Origin of the sequence: Rhizobium sp. AG855, assembly GCF_003610655.1 — a bacterium.
Taxonomy (GTDB): domain Bacteria; phylum Pseudomonadota; class Alphaproteobacteria; order Rhizobiales; family Rhizobiaceae; genus Allorhizobium; species Allorhizobium wuzhouense.
Genome location: NZ_RAQG01000003.1, coordinates 2,855,460 through 2,876,334, shown reverse-complemented (window position 1 = coordinate 2,876,334; position 20,875 = coordinate 2,855,460). Strand labels below are relative to the sequence as shown.

The window sequence follows — 20,875 nt, the reverse complement described above, 5'->3', positions numbered from 1 at the left end:
GTCGATCTCTCGACTTGGCTGAACCTCGTCGGCGGACACCTGTTCAGGCCGCAACAGAAGTGCGAGACGCATCCCTGCCGCTCGCCCTGTAATGGATGAGATCCTCGATCGAGATCAACGGCAGTCCGTGCAGCTTGCTGAACTCGATCAGGTCGGGCAGGCGCGCCATGGTGCCGTCGTCGTTTGCGACTTCGCAGATGACGCCGGAGGGGTTGGCGCCGATCAGGCGGGCCAGATCGACGGCAGCTTCCGTATGGCCTGGACGGCCCAGGACACCCTCCGGATGGGCACGCAACGGGAAGATATGCCCCGGCCGTGCGAAGTCCGCCGGCTTTGAAGTCTCGTCCATCAAGGCGCGCACGGTCGCCGCGCGATCGGCCGCAGAGATCCCCGTCGTTGTTCCATGAATGTAGTCGACCGAAACGGTGAAGGCTGTTTTCAGATATTCGGTATTGTTCGGGACCATCAGCGGGATGTCGAGTGCATCCAGTCGTTCGCCTTCCATGGCGATGCAGACCAGCCCTCGGGCATGCTTCATCATGAAGGCGATGCTTTCGGGCGTCACGTGATCGGAGGCAACGATGATGTCGCCTTCGTTTTCGCGGTCCTCGTCGTCAACGACCACGACCATGCCCCCACGCGCGAGGGTCTCCAATGCGTCTTCAATTTTCGAAAGTGTCATTCCATTGCCTTTCAAGGGTAACCGCATCTGCGGTCAAAAAACGACCTCGCGGTCGCCATCCATCCCTTGGGCGAACACAGCACGCACGCCTCCCCAGGAGGGGAGCCGCAACAGCCGATGCTCTCTTTCATCCGGACTCTAACCGTCGGCTCCGGCATCGCACCGGATCTGCTGCCTTTCACCGAGGTGAAAGCGCTCGCGGGCTCCCGGCAAAGCCGGATACCGCCGGTGGGGAATTTCACCCCGCCCTGAGAACCCGTCTAAGGTAGGGGATCGGACGCCCGCTTTTCAAGCCCAAACTGCGCAACGGCGGCAAAATTGGCAATCTTGTCGCCCGGTGATCACAGGGCGTCGCGAAACAAAAAAGCACGGTGCTCGCGCACCGTGCAGGCTTGGGAGGCCTAGTATCGATGGATGGTCACCAGCAGCAGAAGCCGCCATCGACCAAAAGGTCGACGCCCGTGACGAAGCTGGAGGCGTCAGAGAGCAGAAAGACAGCCGGGCCGACCATTTCATCGACATTTGCCATGCGCTGCATCGGCGTCTGCTCCTCGAACAGTTTCGTCTGATGCACCATTTCAGGCCGCGTGTTCATCGGCGTTGCCGTGTAGCCGGGGCTGATCGTATTCACCCGAATGCCGCGTCCGACCCACTCCATCGCCATGGACTTCGTCATGTGGATGACGCCGGCCTTGGAGGCGTTGTAGTGGCACTGGTTCAGACCGCGATTGACGATGACGCCCGACATCGAGGCGATGTTGACGATCGAGCCGCGGCCGTTTTTCAGCATGGCACGTGCTTCCGCCTGGCAGGAGAGGAAGACACCCTTCAGATTGATGTCCATCATCGTCTGGAACTGGCTCTCCTCCATCTCCTCGGCCGGATTGGCATTGGCGATGCCGGCGGCGTTGACGGCGAGCGTCAGCGGTCCGAGTTCGGCTTCGGTCCGGGCGACCGCCTCGTTCAGGGCAGAGGACTGGGTGACGTCTGCCGCGATCTCGATGCTGCGGCGACCGGCCGCCTGCACGTGCCGCGCGGTCGTCGCCAGTCCGTCATCGGTGCGCCGGTCGAGAAGTGCGACATCCGCTCCGCACTGAGCAAGCCCGACCGCGATCCGCTGGCCAATGCCGCTGCCGGCACCGGTCACCAGGGCTACATTGCCCGAGAGATCGAAGAGTTTCGGGGCGTTCAAAGTCATGTCCGACATGGGTCGTTCTCCTAGAAATCAGATGGTGGCGAGTTCCATGACCGACACGTCGTTCGCATCGGCGCGGTCGAGGATCCCGGCCTGTTTTCCCTGCGCCATTACCATGATCCGGTTGGAGACGCCGAGCACCTCTTCCAGATCGGAACTGACGACGATGACGGCGATGCCCTGGCGGGCGAGGTCCATGATGGTGTCGTAGATCGACGAGCGCGCGCCGACATCGATCCCGCGGGTCGGCTCGTCGAGCACTACGACCTTCGGGTTGCGTGCCAGCCACTTGGCGAGAACCACCTTCTGCTGGTTGCCGCCCGAAAGCTCGCCGGCATTCTGCTCGCCGCGGCCTTTGACACCGAATTTCTTGATAGAGCTGTCGGCAAACGCCCGGAGACGTTTCGATGTGATCCATCCGGTCTTCGAAACGGCGTCGAAGTTGGCGTAGCCGATGTTTTCCGTGATCGAATGCTCGAGGACGAGGCCCTGAAGCTTTCGATCTTCCGGCACCAGGACGACGCCGTTGCGGATCGCATCCCGGGGGGAGCGCGGTGTGATCACCTTGCCGTCGAGCACCACGTCGCCGGACGCGATGGGGTCCGCGCCGGTGATCGCCCGCACGAGTTCGGTGCGGCCTGCACCCACGAGGCCCGCAATCCCGAACACTTCGCCGCGCTTCACCGCGAAATCGATGTTGCGGAACGTGCCCGATGGCGAGGAAAGCCCTCGGACTTCGAGCATCACCGCGTCGGCCGGCACAGGAACGGCAGGGAACATGCGGTCGAGCGAGCGGCCGACCATGGCCTCGACGATCGTGCGGACCGGCACGTCGCCGCTGTCGAATTCCTGCACCTTGGCGCCGTCGCGCATGACCACGATGCGGTCGGCGATCTGGCGGATTTCCTCAAGACGGTGGGAGATGTAGATGATGCCGACGCCGTCGGCCTTCAGCCTCTCGATCTGCCGGAACAGGAGCTGAGTTTCCTCGCCGCCCAGCGCGGCCGTCGGTTCGTCGAGGATCAGCAGTCGCGCATTCAGCGTCATCGCCTTGGCGATTTCGATCAGCTGCTGCTTGGCAGTCGAAAGACCTTCGACCAGACGGCGAGGGGAGACGTCGAGACCGAGCCTCTGCAGGCCGGCATACGCGCGCTCTTCCATGGCCTGCCGATCGATGCGCCCACCCTTCTTGAGATATCGGCCGACGAAGACATTCTCGGCGATCGACAACTGCGGCAGAAGCTTCAGCTCCTGATGGATCATCCCGACGCCTGCGTCCATGGCGTCGCGTGGGGTGGCCGGCGCGTAAGGCTCGCCGAGCCATGTCATGGTGCCGGAGGTCTGCTGCACGGCGCCGGAAATGATCCTGGACAGGGTCGATTTCCCGGCGCCGTTTTCACCCAGCAGCGCCACGACTTCACCTGCTCTCACATCAAGGTCGATGCCGTGCAGGACCTCGAGCGATCCGTAGACCTTGCGGATCTGCCGGAGCGAGAGGATGGGAGGGAGGTCATTGGCAGTCATGGCGCTGTCTTCCGGATGGGATCAGGGATGCTCGGCGACGAACTTCGCAGCATTCTCCGGCGTCGTCAGGAAGCCCGGAAGCAGCTGTTCGGCCGGGAGCTTTTCGCCGGCAGCAAGCTTGATCGCGCTGTCCACGGCCAGACGGCCGATGCCGCGCACCTGCTGGGTTGCGGTGGCGTCGAAGCCGCCTTCTGCGAGGATCGGCAGCGCAGTCGTGTCGCCGTCGAAGCCGCCGACGTAAACGCGCTGCGAAACGCCGGAGACCTTGACCGCCTGAGCGGCGCCGAGGGCCAGACCATCGGCCTGGGCGAAGATCAGCGAAACATCAGGGTTTGCCTGCAGCAGGTTCTGGCCGATGTTCAGGCCTTCGGCCTGCGACCACTGCTCGCTCCACTGTTCTGCGACCAGTTCGACGCCCGAGTTTTCACCGATCGCCTTCATGCAGCCCTTGGTGCGCTCGACTTCCGGGGTCGTGCCCTTCTGGCCGTGGATCATGATCATCTTGCCCTTGCCGCCGGCAAGGCCGATGATGTGCTTGCAGACTTCATAGGCCGAGGTCGCATTGTCGGTGGCGATGAAGGTGTCGCCCGGCGCTTCGTCGGCATTGCGGTCAACGTTGACGACCGGGATGCCGGCTTCCTTGGCAAGACGCGTCGGAACGGCGGCGGCGGCCGCACCAGCCGGGATGTAGATGAAGGCGTCGATATCCTGCGTCAAGAGGTCCTGCACCTGGCTGACCTGGGTCGCGCTGTCGTTCTTGGCGTCGACGGTGATGACCTCGATGCCCTTCTCCTTGGCATAGGCTTCAACGCCGATCTTGATCTGGTTGAAGTAGTCGGCCTGCAGGTTCGAGACGGCGAGCCCGATCTTCTTCACTTCTTCGGCGGATGCGCCGAGCGGATTGAGGGCAGTCGTCGCCAGGGCTGCTGCGACCAGAAGCATGCTCTTGAATTTCATGGTAGATCTCCTCCGTTGTTTCGGGACCCCGCTACCATCGCAGGACCGAAGTTTTGCCTGGCATTCGCCCGGCGGTGAACTGGCGGCTAGGCCGCCAAACTGATCCGCTCCCGAAGCGTCACTTCCGTTTGATGGCTTCGGCGGCGACTGCGAGTGCAATGACGACGCCGATGACGACGGCCTGCGTGAAGGGCGAGACACCGAGAAGGTTCAGGCCGTTGCGCAAGACGCCGATGATGAGGACGCCGATGATGGTTCCGAGAATGCCGCCCTTGCCACCGCTGAGACTCGTCCCGCCAATGACGACGGCCGCAATCGTGTCGAGTTCATAGGAGACACCGGCGGTCGGCTGGACCGAGTCCAGCCGCATGGCGAGCACGACGCCGGCAAGACCGGCGAGCAGGCCGGACATGACATAGACGCCGACGGTGTAGAGATTGACCTGGATCCCGGCGAGACGGGCAACCTCCTGGTTACCACCGATTGCATAGAGCGTGCGGCCGCCGGAGGTGTAGCGCAGATAGATCCAGCCGAGCACGAAGACCACGAGCATGACCGCCACCGTGAGCGTCAGGAACCCGCCGAAGCGCGTGTAGGCGAGCAGGCTGAACCAGGAGGGGAACCCGACGATCTGCTGGCCGTCCGTGATCATGTTCGCAAGGCCACGCGCCACCGACATCATCGCAAGCGTGGCAATGAAGGCGGGCACGCCGAGCGCCGTGATCAGCAGGCCGGAAATCGCCCCCGTCGCGGCCGCAACGCATAGCGCAAGCAGGATGCCAACCGGCAGCGGCAGACCCACCTGATTGGCCAGATAGCCCATCACCATCATCGTGAGCGCCAGCACCGAGCCGACGGCAAGATCAATCCCGCCGATCAGGATCACCATCGTCATGCCGACCGCCATGATCCCGAGGACGGTGATCTGGTCGAGAATGTTGAGCAGGTTGCGCGCCGACATGAACTTGTCGGTGGCAAACGAAAGGAAGATGCACAAGAGGATGAGCCCGATCAATGGACCGGTCGTCCCCTTCAAAGCCGACAAAGCGCTCGCTCCCGCACTTCGCTCCTGGTCTGTCGCAGAAACCGACATCCAATCCTCCCATTCTGACCATCTCTGTCGAGTTGGCATAAATATTCATTGCTGTGTGTAAATTCGTACCGCAGGCTTCTGGGGGCTGTCAACTGCCGAGATGGCCGCATCGGATAGATTTAATTCCCGACAGATGGCTTGACACATGCTTCGCTCGTGCAATTATATAAGTGACGGTATATTTATTCACAACGAGGTTTCCATGCAGCCGAATGATCTCGACCGCATTGCGAGGCAGATACGCCTTCGCGATGTACAGGCGGTTTACGAAGCGGGCGCTGGCCACATTGGTGGCGAGATGTCGGCGATCGACATCCTGACGGCGCTGTATTTTCAGGTTCTGAGGATCTGGCCCGATCAGCCGAAGCATCCCGAACGCGACCGTTTCGTGCTGTCGAAGGGCCATGTGGCTCTGGCCTTCTACGTGACGCTGGCCAAGCGTGGCTTCTTCCCGGAAGAGGAGATCTCCACCTTCCTGAAGCCCCATTCGCGCCTCAACGGGCATCCGAACTGCAACAAGGTCCCCGGTGTTGAAACCAACACGGGACCTCTCGGCCATGGTCTGCCCGTCTCGGTCGGCATGGCGAAGGCTGCGAAGTTGACCGGCGCCGCCTATCACACCTATGTGCTCACCGGAGACGGCGAGATGCAGGAAGGCTCCAACTGGGAAGCGATTTCATCGGCCGCGCAGTTTGGTCTCGACAACCTGACCCTGATCATCGATCACAACCGGTTCCAGCAGGGTGCGGCGCTCAGCGATACGAACAACCTGGCGCCCTTCGGCTCCAAGCTGAAGGCCTTCGGCTGGGATGTCACGGAGATCAACGGCAACGTCATGGCCGAAATCGTTCCGGCCCTGCAGCATCGTTCCGATCGCCCCCATTGCATCGTCGCCCACACCAACAAGGGCCATGGCATTTCCTTCATGCAGGACAAGGTGGATTGGCATCACAAGGTGCCGAATGCCGAACAATACAAGATCGCCCTGGCCGAACTCTCGGAGGTGCTGTGATGAATGCCGTGACCATGAGCGAAAAACTGCATGACTGCCGCGACGCCTTCGTCTCGGTGCTTGAGCGCCTGGGCGCCGAAAATTCCAAGATCGTCGCCGTCTGCAACGACTCCGTCGGCTCCTCCAAGCTCGGCGGCTTCAAGTCCAAATGGCCCGAGCGGCTGGTCAATGTCGGCATTGCCGAACAGAACATGGTCGGCGTCGGTGCCGGTCTTGCGAATGGCGGCCTCTTGCCCTTCGTCTGCGGCGCATCCTGCTTCCTGACCGGGCGTTCGCTCGAACAGGTCAAGGCCGACATCGCCTATTCGAACGCCAATGTGAAGCTCGTCGGCATTTCCTCGGGCATGGCCTATGGCGAGCTCGGCCCGACCCATCACTCGATCGAGGATTTTGCCTGGATGCGGGTGCTGCCCAACCTGCCGGTGATTGCACCCTGCGACTCCATTGAAACGGCTGCCGCGGTCGAATGGGCCGCCCGCTACGAAGGCCCTGTATTCCTCCGCCTGTCGCGCGTCGGCGTGCCGGACCTGCTGCCATCGGGCCATGTCTTCGAACCGGGCAAGGCCAATCTCCTGCGCGACGGCGATGCCGTGACGCTGATCGCCAACGGCACCTTGACGCATCGTGCCATGAAGGCGGCTGCCATCCTGTCCGCTCGCGGCATCGAAGCACGCGTCCTCAACATGGCGACCGTGCGTCCCATCGATGTGGACAGCATCGTGGCCGCCGCACGTGACACAGGTGCCATCCTGACGGCCGAAGAGCATTCGGTTTATGGTGGTCTGGGCTCCGCTGTGGCGGAAGTCGTCGTCGCGGAAGCGCCCGTGCCGATGAAGATCCTCGGTGTGCCCGGTATCTTCGCGCCAACAGGCTCGGCCGAGTTCCTGCTCGACGAATTCGGCATGGCACCGGAGGCCATGGCGAATGCGGCAGAGGAACTGCTGGCGCGCAAGGGCGGCCGCAGCTAGCGGCTGTAGAACCCACATCTGGATGCCGCCGATCACGTCGCGGCGGCATCTTTCAGCATCCGGAGCCGATATGACCACCGCCATCCTCGCCATTGACCAGGGAACCACGAATTCGAAGGCCGTGCTTGTCTCGGCCGACGGTGAGATCCTTGCCCGTGGCTCGTCACCCGTCGGCATTTCGCACCCGCAGCCGGGCTGGGTCGAGCAGGATCCCAGGCGTGTCTGGCAGTCCGTGCTGGAGGCGATCGCAGCATGCCTGGCCGCCGCACCGACCGTGACCATCGCCGGGATCGCCATATCCAACCAGCGTGAATCCGTGACGATCTGGGATGGCGAGACCGGAGAACCGCTCGGACCCGTCGTCAGCTGGCAATGCCGTCGTAGCGCGCCGGTCTGCGCCGAGCTCAATGCATCAGGTCACTCCGGCCGGGTCGAGGCATTGACGGGTCTGCCCATCGATCCGATGTTCCCCGGACCCAAGATGAAATGGCTGCTCGACCGTGCGCCGTCCGGCCGTCCGCTGCGCCTCGGCACGATCGATTCCTGGCTCATTCATTGCTTCACCGGCGGCAAGGTGCATGCCTGCGACGCCTCAAACGCCGCACGAAGCCAGCTTCTCGATTTGAATGCCAGGGTCTGGAGCGACGAACTCTGCGATCTCTTCGGCGTGCCGAAGGCCTTTCTCCCCGAGGTCCGCGACAGTGCCTCCCGCTTCGGAGAGACGCTGGGCGTACCCGGCTTGCCCGACGGCATCCCGATAGCGGCCGCGATCGGCGACAGCCACGCGGCCCTCTTTGGCCACGGTGCCTTTGCTCCCGGCGACGGCAAGGTAACCTTCGGGACCGGCTCGTCGATCATGACGACCCTGCCGCATTTCATTGCGCCGCAAAACGGCATCACCACGACGATTGCCTGGTCGCTCGGTGGGAAACCGACTTATGCCTTCGAGGGCAATATCCTCGTCTCCGCCGCCTCGTTGCCCTGGATGGTGGACATCCTCGGCCTGCCCGACGTCCAGGCCCTGATCGATCTCGCCGAGACAGCCGAGCCGCAAGGGCCCGGCTTCGTCCCGGCTTTTGTCGGCCTCGGCGCGCCCTATTGGCAGGCGGATGCGCGTGCGCTTTTCTCCGGTATCACCTTCAACACGACGCGGGCACAGATGGCCCGGGCCGTCACGGATTCGATTGCCTTCCAGGTACACGACGTGTTCAAGGCCATGGCCGCCCAGTCGCCGACCGCGCTCGGCCGGCTCTTCGTCGACGGTGGTCCAAGCAAGAACGCGTTCCTGATGCAGTGTGTGGCCGACATGCTTGCGCATCCTGTCATCCAGTGCGACGCGGCAGAAGCCTCGGCCCTCGGTGCCGCCTATCTCGCCGGTCTGACGCTTGGCCTGTGGCCGGATCTGGAGGCCATCCGGGCCCTGCCGCGTAAGACCGCTGTTTTGAAACCCGGCTCATCCGATACCGCATCGCGTCTCGCCACATGGCAGGACGCAATCTTCCGCTCGACCGTTCCCGTGACTTCATCTATGGGTGAATAAAAATTCACCCACCGGAGGGACCATGGGACGCCTCAACGAGCTTCGACTTATCGCCCGCGTCGCGCAGATGTACCACGCGGAGGGCAAGCGCCAGGCAGAGATCGCCGAGATCATGCACATGTCGCAGGCCACCGTGTCCCGGATGTTGAAACGCGCCGAGATGGAGGGGATCGTGCGCACCACGATCATTCCGCCGCCGGGGACCTTCGCCGATCTCGAAACCGCACTTCGCGAACGTTACGGCCTGACCGAGGCGATCGTCATCGACTGTTCGGAAGATCGCGACGGCGCGATCATGGCGCGCATCGGCGAAGCGGCGGCCCATTTCGTCGAAGTGACCCTGCAGCAGGACGAGATCATCGGTGTGTCCAGCTGGAGCCAGACGCTCCTGCGCATGGTCGACAACATTCATCCGCTGAAGACCGGCCGTGCCAAATACATCGTGCAGATCCTGGGCGGCATGGGCGAGGCTTCGGTGCAGACGCATGCCACCCAGCTGACCGCGCGACTGGCCAAGCTGACCGGCGGCGAGCCGCGCCTGCTGCTCGTCCAGGGCATCACCTCCTCACGCGAAGCCAAGCTCGTGATGCTCGCAGACCCCGTGGTCCGCGGCACCATGGATCTCTTCGGACGCCTGACGCTCGCGATCATCGGCATCGGTGCCGTCGAACCGTCCGAACTCCTGGCCCGCTCCGGCAACGTCTTTTCGCGCCAGGAAATGGCGATGCTGCATGATGCGGGGGCCGTCGGCGAAATCTCGTTCCGCTTCTACGACCGAGACGGCAAGCCGGTGGAAACCCCGCTCAACGAGCGCGTCATTGGAATTTCGCTCGAGGATCTGCGCAAGGCGGACCGGGTGATCGCCCTCGCGGGTGGCGAATCGAAGACGGAGGCCATTGCCGGCGCTCTCAGGATGGGCATCATCGACGTGCTCGTCACGGACAAATTTACCGCAGCGCGACTGACGGCCTGATCTCCATTGCGGAGCGGACTGTCGGATCGGCTGCCTATTGGAGGAGTAGACCATGCAGCGTTTTTCCGGACAGACCGTATTCGTCACGGGCGGCAACAAGGGGATCGGCCTCGGAATTGCCCGCCGTTTTGCCGAAGAGGGAGCCAAGGTTGCGATTGCCGCAATCGAGGCCGATACCGGCGAGGTGGGCCGGCGGCTCGCTGAGGATACGGGCGCAGACGTGCTCGGACTGCAGCTCGACGTCACGAACGCCTCCGCCGTCCGCGAGGCTTACAGGGAGGCGGAAGCGCGCCTCGGTTCGATCAGCGTCTCTGTCCAGAATGCCGGCGTCATCACTATCGCCAAGGTCGAGGATCTGAGCGAACGCGAATGGGATCTGAATCTCGACGTCAACACGAAGGGCGTCTTCTTGTGCTGCCAGGAGGCGATCGCGCGGTTTCGGGCCAGTGGCACGAAGGGGCGCCTCATCAACACGGCATCCGGCCAGGCCCGCCAGGGCTTCGTCTATACGCCCCACTATGCGGCATCCAAATTCGGCGTCGTCGGCCTGACCCAGAGCCTTGCCAAGGAGCTGGCCAAGGAAGGCATCACGGTCAACGCCATTTGCCCGGGCATCATCCACACCGAAATGTGGGACTACAACGACCGCGTCTGGGGCAAGATGCTGGGTGACTATGGCCCAGGTGAGCTGATGGCCGAATGGGTCGAAGGCATCCCGATGGGCCGCGCCGGGACGCCCGCCGAAGTCGCAGCTCTCGTCGCCTTCCTGGCCTCGTCCGATGCAGCCTACATCACCGGGCAGACCATCAATGTCGATGGCGGACTGATCATGTCGTGATGCGCCCAGCGTTCGCAACACGCTGACGCTTCCGGAATCTTCGGCCAAAACAGACAAAAGGCCGGACGCCGTCTCGGGCATGGGATGCCGAGTGCTGCCTGCGCCGGTCGCAGATGGCCGGCGTCGCGCCAGCTCTCCGTTTGAAGACCTTCGCCAATCGTCCTTGTCGTCCACGAACAAGGCCATGGCGAAGATCGCCAGTCCGGGCCGGAAGTCAGCGGCAATGATGCCCGCTGGTGGTTGTGCAATTTGTGTGATGCTGAGTTGAATGGCGCGGGCGACAGGCGTTCGAAAGGTCGCTCGGATCCGCCCCCGTTCAGCCCGTTGCGGCCTCATATGCAGCTTCCACCGCAGGGAAACAAAGCTCCACGCGCGTTCCTTCCCCCAGCCTGGAGGTGATCCTGACTTCGCCGCCAGACTGGCGGACGAACCCGTAGACCATCGCGAGCCCGAGGCCGGACCCTCCGGTTTTCGACCGTGTGGTGAAATAGGGTTCCATCGCCTGGTCAAGGACCTCAGGCGACATGCCGACACCGTGGTCGATCACCGCAATGGTCACCGTGTCGGCCTCCCCGCGCGCCTCAACGCGCACCACTCCGCCGTCCGGCATGGCCGCCGATGCGTTGAGGCAAAGGTTGAGTATCGATTGCTCCAACAGCGCAGGATCGAGGCTGACGGTTGGCAGACTGGCTGCAAGGTAAAGGTCCAGTCGATTGCGCGCGCCTATCGCCATTTCCAGGACATCAGCCATGCCTTGAAGAATCGTCGCAACCTCGATCGATGCCGGGCGAATCTGCTGCTGGCTGCCGACGGACAGCATGCTGGAGGCGAGCGCCCGCCCACGCTCTGCGGCCTTGCGGATCCGCCCGAGGTGGCGCTTCTGCCGTTCTGTGAAACCAGGTTCGCGCTCAAGCAAACCCAGGCTGCCGGTGATGATGCCGATCATGTTGCCGACCTCGTGGCTGACCTGATGCGTCATGCGCATCACCACGTCCAGGCGCTGGGCGCGGGCCGCTTCCATCTCCTGGCGATCCATGGCTGTCACGTCACGGGCAAGCAGGACCACACCGCCGTCGGGTTGCCGTGATGCAGATATCTCGACCACCTGGTCGTCGACAAACCGGTGGCGCAGCACCTGACGCTCAACTAACGAGCCTCTCTCGTTTTCCGTTGGCATGATCAGAGGATCGATCTCCGGAACTGTTCCGACGAAACGGCGCAGCGACATTTTTCGAGACGATCCTGTCTGCCGCATCAATTCGATGATGCGGCGGTTCATGGTGATCGGCCGGCCTGCGGGATCGAAGAGGGCGATGCCTTCGTTCATCGTCCGGAACGTCGACCGGATTGTCCGTGCAGCCGCTTCGGCCGTGCGTCTGAGGCGGGACACACGATCTACGCTCTCCTTGAAAGCGCGGAAGGCGTCGAGCAAACGGATCAGTTCCGTTTCAGTCCCCCCATAGACCGGCGGCCCTACATTTTCCTCTCCGCGCGCCAGAGCATTCATGCCGCGCGAGAGGTCGCCGATGCCGTGGGAGACGCGCATGACGGAACGGATGGATAGAACCGCCAAGATGACGACGACGAAGGTCGCAAGCGCGATCATGACAAGCAACTGGCGCAGCGCGCTTGAGGTGGCTTCGAGATTCTGATTGAGCGCGCTGGCAACGAAGGCGCTCTGGGTTTCTGTTGCATGTGAGAGGTCGCGCGACACGGTGTGCAGGCGCGAGACGGAAGCGCGGATGGTGAACATCTCCAAGAGGTAACGTGTCTGTGCCTCGAAGATCCTTCGATATGGATCGAGCTGTTCGGGAGAAACCCGCAGGTTGGGGCCTGGCACCAGCATTCGCACAGTCGTCTCGGCGACGAAGCGGCGTTGGAGTTCGCCAAGCTGAAAGAGGCTGTCCGATGTCGATGCAGATTGCGCGATGCCATTCAGGCGCTGCCGAAGATCCTGATCCTGGATCGCGCGCGCCGTGGCTATTTCTCCGAGCGCGACGGCCGCTTCCGCCTTGTGTTCTTGGGCGGCATCAGCATTGGCCGCAAGGGCCAATGTCTGCGCCTCGATATCTTCCAGGAGTTCGATGATCCTGCGTGCACCAGCGCCTTGCATGGCCCCGCCCTGCTGATCCGGTGCCATCGTCTCCAGCAGTGTCTCCACCTGCGCGACGACGGCGCGGCTTTCGCTCGAAACACGGTAGGGAGACGTGGCATTCATCAGGAACGGCGCGCTGGAAACGAGATCGGAGACTTGTCTCGACACGAGCGAGGCTTTCGCGAGGCTCGAAAAGGCCTGGACGCTGTAGGCCGACATTTCGCTGCGTGCTCTCTGCAAACCATAGATCGCGACCGTAGAGAGGAGCAGGACGGAGACGCAGATGAAGGCGATTGCGAAGGGCAATCGAAAGGCAATGGAAGAGAGGAACGCGCGGTTGATCACGGCAACGATCCAGCATCGTCGGTGTGCAGCACATATCCCTTGCCTCGTCGGGTCTGGATATGGCGGGGAAGGTCCGGGTTTCGCTCGATCTTGCGTCTCAGTCGCAGCACCAGAACATCGACGTTGCGATCGACGAAACGGTCGGAGTCGGCCCCCATCCGGTCGAGAATTTGGGCGCGGCTGACAGGCGTGTTCGGGGTTTCCGCAAGGATTTCCAGCAAGGCGAATTCGGCTGCCGTCAGCGTCTTCGTCGGATCGGCCAGGCAGACGGCACGTCGCTGCGCGAGATCGACGGCCCATTCGCCGAGCCTGAGTGCCGTCGGCGTCTGTTCGCGCTCGCTCTCCCTGTCGTGGCGCAGCTGCGGGTGGGTGCGTCGGAGAACCGCCTTGATCCGTGCGGTGAGCTCGTTCGGTTCGAACGGTTTGACCACATAGTCGTCGGCCGCCGTCTCCAGCCCCAGCACCCGATCGGTCGCGCTCCCTGCGGCCGTCACCATGACGATGCCGACATCGGTCTGCGCCCTCAAACGCTGCGCGAAGGCCCGGCCTGAGAGCCCCGGCAGATTGTGGTCGACCAGAACCAGTTGAACCGTCTCATGCTGCAAGCGCTCCTGTGCCGATTCTGCCGAGACGGCTGTTACCGGTATCCAGCCCTCTGCCTCGATCAGGTCACAGATAAGCTCCGCCATATCCGGATCGTCTTCGACGATCAGAATTTTCACCTTCTGGTTCAACACGTTGCAGTCCTCCCGGCCGGATCATAACCGTGCAAGGCAAAATCACCAAAGACTTGCTGGTTATCGCCAAAGTCACAATTGTAATAATTGAAATCTCTGCAATTGACGGGCTCACCATCGTGAAAGATCGGTAACCATTCTCCGGTTGCCAGCCCTGCTCGATACGGACATGCTTCATCTATTGGAACGGGGAGGTTCCAAGGGAGGACGCAGTGAAGTTATTGACCGCCATCGGAGTAGGGGTACTCGTGACCTTCGCCACGGCTACGGGGTCCCGGGCAGCTGTCGCGCTGAACATTCTCTGCGGCGTTGACGAAGTCTGGTGCGCCGCCATGGAGAAGACCTATGAGGCAAAGACCGGCCTCGAGGTCGACATGCCCCGCATGAGCACCGGCGAAATCCTCGACCGTGTCCGGGCTGAAAAGAATGCGCCGACAGTTGATGTCTGGTGGGGAGGGACTGGCGTCACGCATCTTCAGGCGGCCTATGAAGGGTTGCTCGAGCCTTACCGGCCGAAACTCGAAGCAGACCTCCTGCCGTGGGCACGAAACTTCTTCTCTTTGTCCGGCGGCAAGTCGGTCGGCCTCTATGCTGGCGCGCTCGGGTTCGCGTATAACGAGGAGCTTCTCTCGGCTGCAGGGTTGCCCGCGCCCAATTGCTGGAAGGATCTCGCCAAGCCGATCTACCGCGGCCATATCCTGTCCGGTAATCCGCATTCCTCCGGCACGGCGTTCACGACCCTTGTCACACTGGTGCAGCTCCTCGGCGAAGACGAGGCTTTTGCCTATATGCGGGAGCTCGGCCGGAATATCACCGAATACACCAAGGCCGGTGCCGAGCCGGTCAAGGCCGCGGGCCGGGGAGAGATCACCATCGGCATCTCTTTCATGCACGACGCCGTCACCCAGAAGGAGGCGGGAGCTCCTCTCGTGATCGTCGCGCCTTGCGAGGGCACCGGTTATGAAATCGGAGCGGTAAGCATCGTTAAGGGCAGCCGCAATCTGGAGGAAGCGCGTCGGTTCGTCGATTTTGCGCTGAGCCCCGAAGGACAGGCAACCGGCGCAGCGGCAGGCCAGAATCAGGTGCCATCCAACGCCAGAGCCATGCTGCCGACAGCCGCTCCCGACATCTCGATGATCAAGATGGTGGACTATGATTTCGCCACCTTCGGTTCACCCGAACAGCGAAGTCGGCTCTTGAGCCGCTTCGACAGCGAGATCAACCCGACGAACTGATCTTTCACGACCGGACCTTGCCTGACACTGCGTCTCACCGGCGCTGCCGCCGAAGGCTTGTCCAGATTCCCCGATCCATCAGACGCAATCAACAGGAGGATACCCATGCGACTGACAGTGCTTTCCACCCTTTTTCTCGCCACGACGAGCCTTGGTGCAGGCTCGGCGCTCGCCGCCGGCGACCTCAATCTCATCTGCGCGGCAGACGTCGTCATCTGCGAGCAGATGAAGAGCGACTTCGAGAAGGACCATGATATCAAGGTCAACATGGTGCGCATGTCGTCGGGCGAGGCTTATGCCAAGATCCGCGCCGAAGCCCGCAATCCGAAGACTGACCTTTGGTGGGCAGGCACCGGCGACCCCCATCTTCAGGCCGCGTCCGAGGGGCTGACGGAAGAATACAAATCGCCGATGCTGGAGCAGTTGCAGGATTGGGCGAAGAACCAGGCCGAAAGCTCAGGCTTCAGAACCGTTGGCGTCTATGCCGGTGCACTCGGCTGGGGTTACAACACCGATATCTTCAAGCAGAAGGGTTACAAGGAGCCGGTCTGCTGGGCCGACCTTCTGGCACCGGAACTGAAGGGCGAAATCCAGATCGCCAACCCGAATTCCTCTGGTACCGCCTATACGGCGCTTGCCTCGCTGGTGCAGATCATGGGCGAAGACAAGGCATTCGAGTATCTGAAGGCACTCAATGCCAACGTCTCGCAATACACCAAGTCCGGTTCCGCACCGGTGAAGGCCGCCGCCCGCGGCGAGACCGGCCTCGGCATCGTCTTCATGCATGATGCCGTCGCCCAGACCGCCGAAGGCTTCCCCGTCAAGTCGATCGCCCCCTGCGAAGGGACAGGCTACGAGATCGGCTCCATGTCGATCGTCAAGGGCGCCCGCAACATGGAGAACGCCAAGACCTGGTACGACTGGTCCTTGAAGCCGGAAGTCCAGTCTCGCATGAAGGATGCCAAGTCCTTCCAGCTGCCCTCCAACAAGAGCGCCGAAATTCCGAAGGAAGCGCCGCGGTTCGAGGACATCAAGCTGATCGACTACGACTTCAAGACCTATGGCGATCCGGAAAAGCGCAAGGCGCTGCTCGAGCGCTGGGATCGTGAAATCGGCGCCGTCGCGAACTGACGCTGCTTCCTTCCGGCCGGCGGTCTGAGACTGCCGGCCTCCTCTCATCTTTGCATTCCCAATGAGGTCGACCATGAGACATGGCAACCGCAGACTGGACCTGTTGCTGGCGTTTGGCGCAGCCTCCTTCCTTCTGCTCCCCTGGTATCGGCAGGAGTCCGGCTTTTTCGGTCTGAACTGGCTGGGCGAGTTTCCGTTTTCCGCGGAACCCGCGCCAGGGATCTTGCAGCTCTTCGCCCATGGTCGCCTCTGGCTGCTCGGTGTTGTCGTCTTCTTCGGCCTCGGCGTCGCCGCGCGGTTCATGGCGGACCCGATGCGGCGCGGCGCGTTTTTTGCGGCGTCTGGCGCGGCGGGTCTCGTCTATCTCTGCCTGCAGGGGGTGGCGATCGGGTTTTCGGGCTGGACCTGGGGGCTCAGTGAGAGCCTCTTCGGAGCGCTCTCCGACGGACAGCCCGCCATGGGCGCCGGCGCCATCTGCCTGGCGATCTCCTTCGTTCTGATGTTCGCCTTTGGCCTCGTCGAGCGCGGTGTGATGAAGGGCGATGCATTCGTGGTCGGCTCGATTTCGATGCTGGTCTTCCTCGTCTTCGTTTTTGTGTTCTACCCGATCGGCAGCATGCTTGTCGCTGCGGTGCAGGATTTCGACGGTTCGTTCAAGCCCGATGGCTTCATCCGCAATCTTCAGGATCCGAGCATCTGGAGCCTGAGCTGCGTGATCGGCGACGGCCGCTGCGGCGTTGCCTGGCGCACGTTCACGCTTGCCATCATGACGGCATCCGCCTCCACTCTGCTGGGTCTCGCCTTCGCGCTGGTCGCCACCCGCACCCGCTTCCCCTTCAAGAAGGGCCTGCGCCTTCTCACTGTCCTGCCGATCATCACGCCGCCTTTCGTCATCGGTCTCGCGCTCGTTCTGCTGTTCGGTCGCGCCGGCGTCGTCACCGAGACACTGTCCAGCCTGTTCGGCATCGAGCCCGGTCGCTGGCTATATGGCCTGACCGGCATCTGGATTGCGCAGGTCCTGTCCTTCACACCCATCTCCTTCCTCGTGCTGATCGGCGTCGTCGAGGGCGTCAGTCCATCGATGGAAGAGGCGTCACAGACGCTGCGCGCCGATCGCTGGCGCACCTTCTGGCGCGTGTCGCTGCCGCTGATGAAGCCGGGTCTTGCCAATGCATTCCTCATCGGTTTCATCGAAAGCATGGCCGATTTCGGCAATCCGCTGGTGCTCGGCGGCAGCAATGGCGTGCTCTCGACCGAAATCTTCTTCGCCGTCGTCGGCTCGCAGAACGATCCTTCGCGGGCCGCCGTGCTCGCGCTTGTGCTGCTCTTCTTCACGCTGTCGGCCTTCCTTGCCCAGCGCGTCTGGCTCTCCGGCAAGAACTTTGCGACCGTTACCGGCAAGGGTGACAGTGGTGCGCATATCGCCTTGCCGCGCGGCATCTCCATCGGCGTGCATGCCATCGTCATTCCGTGGATGATCTTCACCGTCGTCGTTTACGGCATGATCCTCGTGGGCGGCTTCGTCACCACCTGGGGCCTCGACAACACGCTGACGCTCAGCCACTACGCACGCGCCTTCTCCGTGAGCTTTGAGAACGGCTCGATCGCCTGGACGGGTGTCGCCTGGAATTCCTTCTGGACGACGATGGAGATCTCGCTCATCTCCGCGCCGCTCACCGCTGCCGTCGGCTTGCTCACCGCCTACATCATTGTCAGGCAGAAGTTTGCCGGTCGGAACCTGTTCGAGTTCGCCCTGATGATGAGCTTCGCCATTCCCGGCACGGTCATCGGCGTCAGCTACATCATGGCCTTCAACCTGCCACCGCTCGAAATGACCGGCTCGGCCCTGATCCTCATTGCCTGCTTCGTCTTCCGCAACATGCCGGTCGGCGTGCGTGGTGGGATCGCGGCGATGAGCCAGCTCGACAAGAGCCTCGACGAAGCCTCGCTGACGCTCAGAGCGGACAGCTTCCGAACGGTGCGCAAGATCATCCTGCCGCTGCTGCGGCCGGCGATTACGGCGGCGCTGGTCTACTCCTTCGTCCGCGCCATCACCTCCATCAGCGCCGTCATCTTCCTCGTCAGCGCCGAACACAACATGGCGACCTCCTACATCGTCGGCCTTGTCGAAAACGGCGAATACGGCGTGGCGATCGCCTACTCCTCGATGCTGATCCTCGTGATGATCACCGTCATCGCCGGCTTCCAGCTCCTTGTCGGCGAACGCAAGCTGCGCCGCGAAAATCGTGTTGCCGGTCTCGGCAGCAACAGTCCCGTTCCTCTCGGTCAGGAGAAAACCGCATGATCACCGTCAAAGCCGGATCCGTTACTTTCCAGAATGTCCGCAAGACCTTCGGCGCCTTCACCGCCATCCATGATCTTTCGCTCACCATTGAACCCGGCACCTTGGTGACCCTGCTTGGGCCTTCCGGCTGCGGCAAGACGACGACACTGCGCATGCTGGCCGGGCTCGAACATCCGACGTCGGGAAAGATCCTGATCGGTGGCAAGGATGTGACCATGCTGCCGGCCAACGAACGCGACGTCTCGATGGTCTTCCAGTCCTACGCGCTTTTTCCGCATATGACGTCTCTCGAGAATGTCGCCTACGGCCTGCAATCTTCCGGGCTGGGTAAAAAGGACGCGCGCGAGAAGGCAGAAGAGGGTCTGAAGCTCGTCGGTCTCGCCGGCATGGGACACCGCTTGCCGGCTGAACTCTCCGGCGGGCAGCAGCAACGCGTTGCCGTGGCGCGGGCGCTGGTGCTCGAGCCGCAGGTCCTGCTTCTCGACGAACCGCTTTCGAACCTCGATGCGCGCTTGCGTCGCCGCGTCCGCACGGAAATCCGTGATCTCCAGCAGCGTCTGGGCTTTACCGCCGTCTATGTCACCCATGACCAAGATGAGGCTCTGGCCGTCTCCGACCGGATCATCGTGATGAAGGACGGCGAGATTGCCCAGTCGGGTGCGCCGCGCGAGATCTACGAGGCGCCGGCCTCGCCATTCATCGCAGACTTCATGGGGGAGGCGAACGTACTGCCTTGCGAGGTGCTGCAATCGGATGCCGGCGAGGTGCTGGTCCGGGTCAGCAATGTCGAACATCGCCTGCGCTCCGGGGCAGGGCGGGGTCCCGCCAAGCTGGCTGTCAGACCCGGTGCCATCCGGATCGGTGCTGCGGGCGCGGAGGGATTGAAAGGCCGCGTCCTGCACTCCGCCTACCTCGGCGGTCATGTCGAATATGAAGTCGAGACCGATGTCGGGACGCTCTTCGTCATCGACCATGATGTCGATCATGCCCATGCCGCCGCAAGCGACGTCACACTGGCGTTCAAGAACCGTGGCATTGCCGTCATCAGCGGCTGAGAGCCTGCACAGAAAGATCAAGGAAGAAGAGAATGACAGTCAACGATACGTCCATCGCCGCACGTTTTGCGCTTGCCAAGACACTTGCCGCCGAAGCGGGCGCCATGGCGCTCGACTATTTCAATCGGCGCGACACCCTGGTGATCGAGACGAAGCGCGACCTGCAGGATGTGGTCTCGATCGCCGATCGCAATGTCGAGACCTTCCTGAAGGAGCGGGTCGCCGAAATCTATGCGAATGACGGTTTCCTGGGCGAGGAGTTCGGCCATGACGAGGGCAGCTCGGGTTTCACCTGGGTCGTGGATCCGATCGACGGCACGGCGCCCTTTGTCAACGGCATGCCGACCTGGTGTGTCTCGGTCGCAATCGTGCGCGGTGGCGAACCGGTTGTTGGCGTGATCCATGTGCCCTGCTCGGATGAGCTCTATGCCTCTGCCCATGGCTTCGGTGCGACGCTGAACGACAAGCCCCTGCGCCTCGATCCCAGCCGCAATCTCCAGAACGCGATGACCGGGATCGGCTGCAACAACTACGTCACCCCCGAACGCGTCGGTGCGATCATCGCCGGCCTCATGGCGCAGGGCGGAAATTTTATCCGCAATGGTTCAGGGGCGTTGATGCTGGCCTATGTCGCGGCTGGCCGCCTGGTTGGGTACTACGAGCCGCATATGCGTGCCTGGGACTGCATGGCGGGTTTCTGCCTGGTCCGCGAGGCTGGCGGCAAGAACCTTCACTTCCCGGGAGCGGGAGCCGAATTCCTCAACGGGCACCCGGTGCTTGCGGCGAACCCGTCTTGCTATGACGAACTCCTACAGCTTCACATGAGCAATCTGTGACGGGACCAAGGTCCCGATGACAAATTGCGGACCCGCGCGCGCATATCCGTGAGAACGTGAACTCGGCCCTGCGCGGATTGAAGCGGGGCCGGGGCCGGCTCCGCTCAACGGCATCGAGCCGAAGCCGCCGCGCGGCCCTCGAAGAGCTTGGACGCTGCGCATTGGCGTTGAACAGCCGTATATTCGATCTCGAACTGGTAGATCAGTCCATGGATGCCGGCTTCAAACCTGCGCTACGGGCGGTGGTGAGTTCCCTTGGTTTTGACGTGGGACGCTGGCACGCCGTTTTTCAGCCGATAGGTGAGGCCGCAGAGTTGCCGATCTTTTTCAGCCGATCGACTTCCTTCTCGCGCG

17 protein-coding genes and 1 riboswitch are annotated in these 20,875 nt (G+C 62.5%); of the genes, 10 read left to right on the top strand and 7 right to left on the bottom strand.

From position 1 onward, the window contains the following. Positions 1–43 precede the first annotated feature (43 nt). The 5 genes from ribB to DFO46_RS14280 form a co-directional block, all read right to left on the bottom strand. Positions 44–682, bottom strand: a complete 639-nt coding sequence (gene ribB / locus DFO46_RS14300) for a 3,4-dihydroxy-2-butanone-4-phosphate synthase (protein WP_120277750.1) — start codon at positions 680–682, stop codon at positions 44–46. Positions 683–797: 115 nt separating this feature from the next. Then, a riboswitch (FMN riboswitch) is annotated at positions 798–942 on the bottom strand. 158 nt (positions 943–1,100) lie between these two features. Further along, positions 1,101–1,889 carry an SDR family oxidoreductase gene (locus tag DFO46_RS14295; protein ID WP_120277749.1) on the bottom strand — a complete coding sequence of 263 codons (789 nt, stop codon included), beginning with the start codon at positions 1,887–1,889 and terminating at the stop codon, positions 1,101–1,103. A gap of 18 nt (positions 1,890–1,907) precedes the next feature. Beyond that, a complete protein-coding gene (locus tag DFO46_RS14290; RefSeq protein ID WP_120277748.1) occupies positions 1,908–3,401 on the bottom strand; it encodes a sugar ABC transporter ATP-binding protein in 1,494 nt (497 codons plus the stop codon). Positions 3,402–3,422: 21 nt separating this feature from the next. Continuing rightward, positions 3,423–4,358 (bottom strand): substrate-binding domain-containing protein, encoded by a 936-nt coding sequence (locus DFO46_RS14285; RefSeq protein ID WP_110789844.1) that lies wholly within the window; start codon positions 4,356–4,358, stop codon positions 3,423–3,425. 118 nt (positions 4,359–4,476) lie between these two features. After that, the gene (locus DFO46_RS14280; protein ID WP_110789843.1) at positions 4,477–5,451 is read right to left on the bottom strand and encodes an ABC transporter permease; all 975 of its coding nucleotides are present in this window, start codon (positions 5,449–5,451) and stop codon (positions 4,477–4,479) included. A 202-nt stretch (positions 5,452–5,653) separates the two neighbouring features. Between DFO46_RS14280 and DFO46_RS14275 the strand changes: the two genes are divergently transcribed. From DFO46_RS14275 to DFO46_RS14255, 5 genes are all read left to right on the top strand, one after another. Then, positions 5,654–6,463, top strand: coding sequence for a transketolase (locus tag DFO46_RS14275; protein WP_183041900.1), 810 nt, complete (start codon positions 5,654–5,656; stop codon positions 6,461–6,463). Then, positions 6,463–7,431 carry a transketolase family protein gene (locus tag DFO46_RS14270; protein WP_120277747.1) on the top strand — a complete coding sequence of 323 codons (969 nt, stop codon included), beginning with the start codon at positions 6,463–6,465 and terminating at the stop codon, positions 7,429–7,431. The genes DFO46_RS14275 and DFO46_RS14270 overlap by 1 nt, the downstream gene beginning before the upstream one ends. Before the next feature lie 70 nt (positions 7,432–7,501). Further along, entirely contained in the window at positions 7,502–8,971 is a 1,470-nt protein-coding gene (locus DFO46_RS14265; RefSeq protein ID WP_120277746.1) for an FGGY-family carbohydrate kinase, read from the top strand. 22 nt (positions 8,972–8,993) lie between these two features. Next, the gene (locus DFO46_RS14260; RefSeq protein ID WP_110789840.1) at positions 8,994–9,944 is read left to right on the top strand and encodes a sugar-binding transcriptional regulator; all 951 of its coding nucleotides are present in this window, start codon (positions 8,994–8,996) and stop codon (positions 9,942–9,944) included. A gap of 52 nt (positions 9,945–9,996) precedes the next feature. After that, positions 9,997–10,782, top strand: coding sequence for an SDR family oxidoreductase (locus DFO46_RS14255; protein WP_120277745.1), 786 nt, complete (start codon positions 9,997–9,999; stop codon positions 10,780–10,782). Between the two features lie 316 nt (positions 10,783–11,098). On the opposite strand, the gene DFO46_RS14250 is transcribed toward DFO46_RS14255, so the two are convergent. Together DFO46_RS14250 and DFO46_RS14245 are read right to left on the bottom strand one after the other, a co-directional pair. Next, positions 11,099–13,222, bottom strand: a complete 2,124-nt coding sequence (locus DFO46_RS14250; protein WP_120277744.1) for an ATP-binding protein — start codon at positions 13,220–13,222, stop codon at positions 11,099–11,101. After that, positions 13,219–13,959 carry a response regulator transcription factor gene (locus tag DFO46_RS14245; RefSeq protein WP_120277743.1) on the bottom strand — a complete coding sequence of 247 codons (741 nt, stop codon included), beginning with the start codon at positions 13,957–13,959 and terminating at the stop codon, positions 13,219–13,221. The genes DFO46_RS14250 and DFO46_RS14245 overlap by 4 nt, the downstream gene beginning before the upstream one ends. Positions 13,960–14,207: 248 nt before the next feature. Between DFO46_RS14245 and DFO46_RS14240 the strand changes: the two genes are divergently transcribed. The 5 genes from DFO46_RS14240 to DFO46_RS14220 all read left to right on the top strand — a co-directional run bounded on the left by DFO46_RS14240 (position 14,208) and on the right by DFO46_RS14220 (position 20,521). Further along, positions 14,208–15,194 carry an ABC transporter substrate-binding protein gene (locus DFO46_RS14240; protein ID WP_183041939.1) on the top strand — a complete coding sequence of 329 codons (987 nt, stop codon included), beginning with the start codon at positions 14,208–14,210 and terminating at the stop codon, positions 15,192–15,194. A gap of 105 nt (positions 15,195–15,299) precedes the next feature. Continuing rightward, a complete protein-coding gene (locus tag DFO46_RS14235; RefSeq protein ID WP_120277741.1) occupies positions 15,300–16,325 on the top strand; it encodes an ABC transporter substrate-binding protein in 1,026 nt (341 codons plus the stop codon). 73 nt (positions 16,326–16,398) lie between these two features. Beyond that, positions 16,399–18,630, top strand: a complete 2,232-nt coding sequence (locus DFO46_RS14230) for an iron ABC transporter permease (RefSeq protein WP_120277740.1) — start codon at positions 16,399–16,401, stop codon at positions 18,628–18,630. Next, on the top strand, positions 18,627–19,685 hold the full coding sequence (locus tag DFO46_RS14225) for an ABC transporter ATP-binding protein (protein WP_120277739.1): 1,059 nt from the start codon (positions 18,627–18,629) through the stop codon (positions 19,683–19,685). The genes DFO46_RS14230 and DFO46_RS14225 overlap by 4 nt, the downstream gene beginning before the upstream one ends. Positions 19,686–19,717: 32 nt before the next feature. After that, positions 19,718–20,521: an inositol monophosphatase family protein gene (locus tag DFO46_RS14220; RefSeq protein WP_110789833.1), complete on the top strand. Its 804-nt coding sequence runs from the start codon at positions 19,718–19,720 to the stop codon at positions 20,519–20,521. The last annotated feature ends 354 nt before the right edge of the window (positions 20,522–20,875 follow it).